The organism is uncultured Thiodictyon sp. (assembly GCA_903837595.1).
Taxonomy (GTDB): Bacteria; Pseudomonadota; Gammaproteobacteria; order Chromatiales; family Chromatiaceae; genus Thiodictyon.
The window spans coordinates 1-7,564 of record CAILVI010000391.1; the positions used below are offsets into that span (position 1 = coordinate 1).

10 protein-coding genes are annotated in these 7,564 nt (G+C 65.3%); 3 read left to right on the forward strand and 7 right to left on the reverse strand.

The features are described from left to right. Window positions 1-88: 88 nt before the first annotated feature. From QZY44_RS23460 to QZY44_RS23480, 5 genes are all read right to left on the reverse strand, one after another. Window positions 89-511 carry a hypothetical protein gene (locus QZY44_RS23460; RefSeq protein ID WP_295453567.1) on the reverse strand — a complete coding sequence of 141 codons (423 nt, stop codon included), beginning with the start codon at window positions 509-511 and terminating at the stop codon, window positions 89-91. Between the two features lie 78 nt (window positions 512-589). Then, window positions 590-1,300, reverse strand: coding sequence for a formylglycine-generating enzyme family protein (locus tag QZY44_RS23465; RefSeq protein ID WP_295453571.1), 711 nt, complete (start codon window positions 1,298-1,300; stop codon window positions 590-592). A 198-nt stretch (window positions 1,301-1,498) separates the two neighbouring features. Then, the gene (locus QZY44_RS23470) at window positions 1,499-1,780 is read right to left on the reverse strand and encodes a DUF433 domain-containing protein (protein ID WP_295453576.1); all 282 of its coding nucleotides are present in this window, start codon (window positions 1,778-1,780) and stop codon (window positions 1,499-1,501) included. Between the two features lie 65 nt (window positions 1,781-1,845). Next, window positions 1,846-2,268 carry a PIN domain-containing protein gene (locus tag QZY44_RS23475; RefSeq protein WP_295453580.1) on the reverse strand — a complete coding sequence of 141 codons (423 nt, stop codon included), beginning with the start codon at window positions 2,266-2,268 and terminating at the stop codon, window positions 1,846-1,848. Then, the gene (locus QZY44_RS23480) at window positions 2,246-2,536 is read right to left on the reverse strand and encodes a hypothetical protein (protein WP_295453583.1); all 291 of its coding nucleotides are present in this window, start codon (window positions 2,534-2,536) and stop codon (window positions 2,246-2,248) included. Before QZY44_RS23480 ends, QZY44_RS23475 begins: the two co-directional genes overlap by 23 nt. Window positions 2,537-3,098: 562 nt before the next feature. Here QZY44_RS23480 and moaE point away from each other — a divergent pair. Next, a complete protein-coding gene (gene moaE / locus QZY44_RS23485; protein ID WP_295453588.1) occupies window positions 3,099-3,602 on the forward strand; it encodes a molybdopterin synthase catalytic subunit MoaE in 504 nt (167 codons plus the stop codon). A gap of 32 nt (window positions 3,603-3,634) precedes the next feature. Here the strand turns inward: moaE and QZY44_RS23490 are convergent, their stop codons facing one another. Together QZY44_RS23490 and QZY44_RS23495 are read right to left on the reverse strand one after the other, a co-directional pair. Then, on the reverse strand, window positions 3,635-5,506 hold the full coding sequence (locus QZY44_RS23490) for a potassium transporter Kup (RefSeq protein ID WP_295453592.1): 1,872 nt from the start codon (window positions 5,504-5,506) through the stop codon (window positions 3,635-3,637). Between the two features lie 84 nt (window positions 5,507-5,590). Then, complete coding sequence (locus QZY44_RS23495; RefSeq protein ID WP_295453595.1) at window positions 5,591-5,935, reverse strand: phenylpyruvate tautomerase MIF-related protein; 345 nt, start codon at window positions 5,933-5,935, stop codon at window positions 5,591-5,593. Between the two features lie 362 nt (window positions 5,936-6,297). On the opposite strand from QZY44_RS23495, the gene nadD reads away from it, so the two are divergent. Together nadD and rsfS are read left to right on the forward strand one after the other, a co-directional pair. Next, entirely contained in the window at window positions 6,298-6,927 is a 630-nt protein-coding gene (nadD, locus tag QZY44_RS23500) for a nicotinate-nucleotide adenylyltransferase (RefSeq protein WP_295453598.1), read from the forward strand. 144 nt (window positions 6,928-7,071) lie between these two features. Continuing rightward, entirely contained in the window at window positions 7,072-7,425 is a 354-nt protein-coding gene (gene rsfS / locus QZY44_RS23505; RefSeq protein WP_295453605.1) for a ribosome silencing factor, read from the forward strand. Window positions 7,426-7,564: the final 139 nt, after the last annotated feature.

Below are 7,564 nucleotides of genomic sequence, written 5' to 3' on the forward strand. Positions count from 1 at the left end.
ACCTCCACGGCCGCGAATTGCACCCGCCGTCGGGCTTACCGGCCCCGGCATAGCCGGAATTTAGCCTCCGCGTGTACCCATCCGCGGGTCAGGAACGGCCTGCGGCGGGCACCAACTGCTTTAGGTTCAGACAGGCATAGCCGCGGGCGGCATCCTCGGCCACGAAGGCGTCCGCCTCGTCCAGCAGCAGCACCCGCCGGGTGCCGGACGGCGCCTGCGCCAACTGCCGCAGCAGGTCCGGCAGGGGTGTGGCCGTCGGCAGCCCCAGGGCGGCGGCGAGCCGGGACTCGATGCCCGCCTGGCCCACGGACAGATAGCGGCAGTCGATGCCCTTGAGCCCCGTGAAGCGGCGTTGCAGTGCCAGCAGCAAGCTCGACTTGCCGAGCTGGCGCCCGCCCACCACCAGCGTCAGCACGTCCTGCGCCGGCCAGTCGGCGGGCGGGAAGGCGACCCGGCAGGCGCTCAGGTTCAGCGGAAAACCGTCACCGAGCGCCAGCTCGAACTGTTCCATGGCCCCGTCGTCCCCCAGCCCTTCGAGCCGCTGCCAATTGGCCCCCAGACGCTCGGCCAGCCCCGCCCGCGCTTAGGATCAAGGGCTAAGCTCCCTGACCACGCGAAAACCTCGCCTTCTGCTGCTCCCATAATAGCTGGAGTCACGACGGGCGGAGCAGAGGCGCCAATCGAGGTCATCCCAAGAGCCGCCGCGCTCTACGCGATAGCCCGAACCAGACCACGAACCAGAACCGAGCCATGCACTACCGTCCGTTGGCGCGCCAACATAGCTCTCATGGTACAAATCCTCTGTGTACTCCCTGACATTGCCGGGCATATCATAGAGACCCCAGGGGTTCGCTGGATAGCTGCCAACGGGTTGCGTCTTAGCGAGACCGTTCAACGAAGTCGCGTCGCTGTCCTTGTAGTTCGCTTGGTCGGTATTGATTGAGTTGCCGAAGCTAAAGCGCGTGATGGTCCCGGCCCGACAGGCATATTCCCACTCGGCTTCCGTAGGCAAGCGATAGGTCTGGCCAGTCTGCTTGGAAAGCCACTCGCAATAGCCCGTGGCGTCGTACGAATAGACGTTGATCACCGGGCGGTCGCCACGACCCCAACCCTCATCCTTTGGCTTGTCGCGACCGGTGACTTCGGCGAAGGCGTCATACTGCTCGAAGATCACCGCAGTCTCGCTGAGGGCGAAGGGCTGGATGGTGACCCGATGTTGTGGGGTCTCATTGACGTTCGCGTATTGCGCCTCTGCTTCTGGCGAGCCCATCAAGAAGCTGCCCCCGGGAATGATGACCATTTGAGGTGGATCAAGCGTTACGCTCACCTCCTGGCGGTCCACTACTGGCCCGTACTCATCGTCGCGGAACCAACCCCCCTCGCGGACAACGACTACGCGAAAGTTGACCTCCAGAACAGCGCTCACCCTTTGCGACGGGTCACGGAAGCAGACCCCCATCCCTCGGGCATAGGCGGCAGCGCGTTGGAGGGCCTGAACCTACTCGGTTGACCAGCCGTGAATGAACGGTGGTTCGGAGGAGGCGCCGGGAGGCGGACCTGCCCTCGATTCCGCCGCGCCCTTACCCAGGCTCTCCGCGGCGTATCGCTGCGCGGCGCGGATATCGTCCGGCCCCGGGGCCGGGTAGACCTCGATGACCTGCGCGTCCGACTCGCCGGCCGCCAGCCGCTCCAGGATCGACCGCACGGTGATCCGCGTCCCGGCGAGGATCGGCTCTCCCTTCATCACGTTGGGGTCCGAAACGATCTCTCGGCTAGTCATTGCCGCGCCCCCATGATGCGGTCAGTTGGTCAGTCGTGCTCATTGGGTCCACCCATTGCGATGGATCAAGGCCGGTCCGGTACGAGCACGGCAATCGGCAAGCGCCCGTGCTTGCGGTAGATACTGAAGTCCGAATCCAGCGTGAAGACGACATGCCGGTCGTGGATCTCCGTCATCCGCACCAGGCAGGCATCCGCTAGGGCCATCGGAACGTCTTGATACTTAAGGAGTAGCGCGGTGACAGTTTGCTTGTGATCGGCAAGGTTAAAGCCGATCTCCAGGACGCCCCGGTCCAACCAGTGCATCAGCTTCTCGCGTGCCGCAGGGAATCCGGACAGCAGGAACATGGCCTCGGTCAGGACCGACTCGCAGACCAGGAGCGGCGCCTTGAGCGTGCGCATCTGCGCAACCGCCCAGGCGTGGTGCCGCTCGCGGCGATCCAGAAAGGCCACCAACGGCCCGGTATCAACGATGGCCCAGCGCGTCACGACCGAACCCTTCCATGTGGCGCGGGTGACTGGCCAGGTCATCGACGCCCGAATCGATGATGCCCTCGCCGTCCGCCATCAACGCGGACAGGTCCGCCACATCAGCCCCCGGGTGAAGCCGCGCTTGCTGGGAATCCAACCGCTGTGCGGAAGGCAGCACCCGGCGCAGGACCTCTGCCAGCAGCTCAGCCAGACGCAGGCCGCGCCGTGCCGCTTCGGCGTTGGCTTGGCGGAGCAGTTCGTCAGGTAGATCGACGGTGGTCTTCATGACTCGGCCCTCGGAAGACGAGCGGATACTGATAGCAAATTCAACGACCAGAGAGCGGATATAGCCCCGATTCTAGCCGCGTGAAAGCGGCCGGGCAAGCCGGTTGGCGCCGATGGTCCGCGAGCTGCCGACGGCCGGAATCGGAACGAGAGTCCAGCATGAACGGACGTTCGCCGGCGGGACTCGAAGGTGCCAGCAGGCTGGGGCGGCGGCTGCATTCCGGCACGGCGGGCTTGCCCTTGCTGTTGTAGGAGAGGAAGCAATCGAAGCTGGGCATTTCCGGTTCCTGGTTCGGGTTGCCGGGCGACTATGCCTGTGCGCTGTCGTCCTGTCCTGCACGCCGGACATGGTCGCCATCTTGCGCATCGGGGTCGTCGTAACCCGTCGCGGCCAGGGGGCCGCTCCTACGGGCGTCGGAGTGTCACCCTAGACTGATGCGGGAGACAAGAACCGCCCGGGAGATCGACAATAGCACTGACCACCAGATGAGCCGGGATGCCCCGCCCCAGCGGGACACGATTTTCCAGAAATTGCCAAAGCTAATCCCACTGAGGCCCGACCAATGCAGTTCATCCAAGTCCAAACGGACCCCATCGCCATCGCCGCCGAGCAGGAGGCCCTGGCGCACGGCCGACCCCAGGTGGGCGCAGTGGTGACCTTCGTCGGGCTGATGCGTGACTGCAACGCGGGCGAGGCGGTCAGCGCCATGACCCTGGAGCACTATCCGGGGATGACCGAGAAGGCACTGAGGGTGATCGCCGCGGAGGCCGCCGCGCGCTGGGACCTGGAGGCGATCCGCATCGTCCATCGGGTGGGGCCGCTGACGCCGCAGGAGGCCATCGTCTTCGTCGGGGTGGCGAGCCGGCACCGGGGGGAGGCCTTTCGCGCCTGCGAGTTCCTGATCGACTCACTCAAGACCAGGGCGCCCTTCTGGAAGCAGGAGACCACCGCGGCGGGTGCACGCTGGGTCGAGGCGCGGGAGACTGATGAGGCCGCGAAGGAGCGCTGGGGGCCGGCAGTTGCGGCCAACGACACTCGGGGCGCAGAGCGCCCAACACAGGCGTGACACCGCGTAGCGGTGTCACGAGAGGTTCACGCTCAGATTTCCACCTGGGTGCCGAGTTCGACCACGCGATCGGTCGGAATATGGAAAAACTCGGTGGCAGTGGTCGCATTCTTGGACATCTGCTTGAACAGGTGCTCCCGCCACATCGCCATCCCGGGTTGCAGGCTGGGGATGATGATTTCGCGACTGACGAAGAAGGAGGTCGTCATCAGGTCGAACTCCAGACCCAGGGTCGCACACTGTTGCAGCGCCGCCGGGATGTCCGGTTGCTCCATGAAGCCGTATTTGATGATCAGCCTATAGAAGCCCTTGCCGAGATCGGTCAACTCCAGCCGGTCGGCGGCGGCCACCAGCGGGTGTTCCTCCGTCACCACGGTCACCAGCAAGACGCGGGAATGCAGCACGTGATTGTGCGACAGGTTGTGCAGCAAGGCCGGCGGCACGCCGTCGCGGTCACCCGTCATGAAGACGGCGGTCCCCTGCGGACGGGGGATATCGCCGTTGATGGAGGTCATGAAGGACTTGAGCGGCACCGAGAGCTCGGTCATTTTGCGCAACAGCAATTGGCGCCCGCGCTTCCAGGTCGTGAGCACGGTAAAGGACACCAGACCGATGGCGAGCGGGAACCAGCCGCCCTGGGGGATCTTGACCGCATTGGCGCTGAAGAAGGCGAGGTCGACGACGAGGAATCCGCCGATGACCACCGCCACCACCAGCCAATGCCAGCGCCACAGCAGCACCATCACAAAGCCCACCAGGATGGTGTCGATCATCATGGTCCCGGTCACCGCGATCCCATAGGCGGCGGCCAGATTGCTGGAGGATTGAAAGCCCACCACCAGGGCCATCACCGCCAGATAGAGGGTCCAATTGGTGAATGGGACATAGATCTGGCCCTGCGCCTCACCCGAGGTCTGCACGATGACCATGCGCGGCAGGTAGCCGAGCTGCACCGCCTGGCGCGCCACCGAGAAGGCCCCGGAGATCACCGCCTGCGAGGCGATGACGGTCGCGGCCGTGGCGAGCAACACCAGCGGGAGCAAGGCCCAACCGGGGGCCAGCAGATAGAATGGGTTCTGCACCGCCGCCGGGTCGGCCAGCAGCAGCGCGCCTTGGCCGAAATAGTTGATGACCAGCGCGGGCATGATCAGGCCGAACCACGCGAGCCGGATCGGAAATTTGCCGAAATGACCCATGTCGGTATACAGCGCCTCACCACCGGTGACGGCAAGCACAATCGCGCCCAGCGCCAGAAAGCTCAGCCAGGGATGCGCGGCAAGGAAGTGCTGAGCATAGACCGGATTAAGCGCCATCAACACCTCCGGCCGCTGGGCGATGCTCAATAGCCCCAGCACCGCCAACACGCCGAACCAGGCACACATGACCGGTCCAAAGAGCATACCAACCAACCCGGTGCCACGCCGCTGAATGGCGAACAGCCCAGTCAACACCAGGAGCGTAATCGGCAGGACCAGGCTGGTAAACCGGGGCGTGAGCACCTCCAGCCCCTCGACCGCACTCAGCACTGAAATGGCCGGCGTAATCATACTGTCGCCAAAGAACAGGGCGGCGGCAAAGACTCCCAGTAGGGCCACCACATGGGCCACGCGTGAGTTGCGCGTGATGCCGGTCACCAGGGCCAGCAGCGCCAGACTCCCGCCCTCCCCGCGGTTGTCGGCCCGCATGATGATGATCACATATTTCAGCGACACCAGGACCATGATGGTCCAGAACACCAGCGACAGCACACCCAGCACGGCATCCGCGGTGACCGGGATCGGATGATGACCGGCGAAGGTCTCTTTGAGGGCGTACAGCGGGCTGGTGCCGATATCGCCAAAGACGACACCGATGGCGCCGAGCACCAGACCGCGCAGTGGCGGTGACGAATCAGTCGCGGACACATCGCTCTCCTAGTTGGGTTTTCCGTGATCAGCGGCGAACCGGCAGCGCCGGTCCCACGCCCCGGACACGCCGTGCGCCCGGCGCTAAAAGGTTCCGCCGTTCCAGCCGAACAAGTGCCGCGGCGGGGCGGCGAACTCGATATAGATGCGATCGGCGGGGATATCCAAAGACTCCACCAACAGGTCACAGAGCACGCGCGAGTAGTGGGCGGTGCGCAGCTCTGCCAGGCCGAGGCTCTTGAGTTCCAGATAGGCGGCGGGGGATGAGGTGCCGGCGAAGAGCAGGTCGCGTCCGTCCTCCAGAATGACCATCACATAGGTCTCAGGCTTGCCGAGCAACTCCGCCACGGTGCGGGAGGCGTGGGCGAGGAGGTTCGGCCGCTCCGCGGCCGGGACTTGGGTGTTGGTCAGGATACGCAGGGTGGGCATGGGGGCTGGGGCCTCGGCAGTCGATGGGATGCCTAATGATAGGGGGCAAACGGCGGATTGTCGCCCGGGGACAGGGGGACATCGGCGCCGTCGGCAGCGCGTGCCAAGGGACAATCACCGCGGGTTCTGCTAAGGTTGCGCGAAACGCGTTCCGATCGGCGTGCCGATCGATGATTGACCAAGAGCCAGGAGACCTTGCCCCAGGCCCAAACCCACAGACCGACCGGGGAGCGGACCGGCCCCCGGTCCCGCCAGCGAAACGGCCTCCACCCGTGGTGGCGCGCGGCACGGCAAGCAAGTCGCGGCCCCGAGCGCGTCGCCTGCTGGTGGCCAGTGCTCGGCCAGACCGGTCGCGCCTGCCCATGATCGGCGTCCTGGGCGGCACCTTCGACCCGATCCACCTCGGGCACCTGCGCCCGGCCCTGGATTGCCTCCAGGCCCTGGGACTTGCAGAGTTGCGACTCATACCGCTCAACGTTGCCGTCCACCGTCCCCAGCCGCAGGCCCCGGCGCGGCTGCGGCTCGCCATGCTGGAAGCGGCCATCGCCGGTCAGCCCGGGCTCAGGGCGGACGCTCGCGAGTTGCAGCGCCCCGGAGGCTCCTTCTCATACGACACGCTGAAATCACTGCGTGCGCAGCTGGGCGATGAACGCCCACTCTGCCTGCTGGTGGGCAGCGACGCCTTCCGGGGCTTTCCCGACTGGCACCGCCCGCGCGAGATTTTGGACCTGGCCCATCTGGTGGTGATGGACCGCCCCGGAGTGTCCGGCCCCCTGGCCCCGGCACTGGCCGCGCTGGTTTCCGGACGGACCTGTGCCGACCCGGGGTCGCTGCGGGAGACACCCGCGGGGCGCATCCTGTTCCAGGCCGTGACCCAGATGGACATCGCCGCGACCCGGGTACGGGAGCTGATCCGGGCCGGGCGCAGCGCCCGCTACCTGGTCCCAGACCCGGTGCTGGCGATCATCAGCGAGACCGGACTCTATCGCTGAGTCAGCGATTATATGACCGGCAATTTCGCGTCATTATTTTATCGTTTTTCGTGTTTGCACCCCCAGTTGCGAACACAGAGAAACTGAACAGCATCTCAATTCGGTGCATCCGCACCCACGAACCCCTACAGCGCAGGAGACCGCATGCAGCTCGAGACACTCAAACAATTGGTGGTGGATACCCTGGACGACATGAAGGCCAAGGATATTGCGGTACTGGACGTGCGCGGCAAGACCGCCGTCACGGACTATATGATCGTGGCCTCCGGGACCTCGGACCGCCATGTGAAGGCGATCGCCGAGACGGTGGCCTATCGCGCCAAGGAGGCCGGTCAAGCGGCCCTGGGCACCGAAGGACTCAACGAGGGAGAATGGGCACTGGTGGATCTCAACGGCGTGGTGATCCATGTGATGCTACCCAAGGTGCGCGACTTCTACAGCCTGGAGCGCCTCTGGGGCGCCCCCGCGCCAGTCGCCCAATCCGCCGCCATGGCATGAGGTCGGCAGCACATGCGTATTGGAGGTCGAGGCTTACCGTGAAAGTCGCGCCGGGAGCGCGCTCCAATCCTCCCTCCCCTATTGGGGGAGGGCCTGGGAGGGGAACGGCCAAGGCGCCCGCCACTTTCAGCTTGCGGGG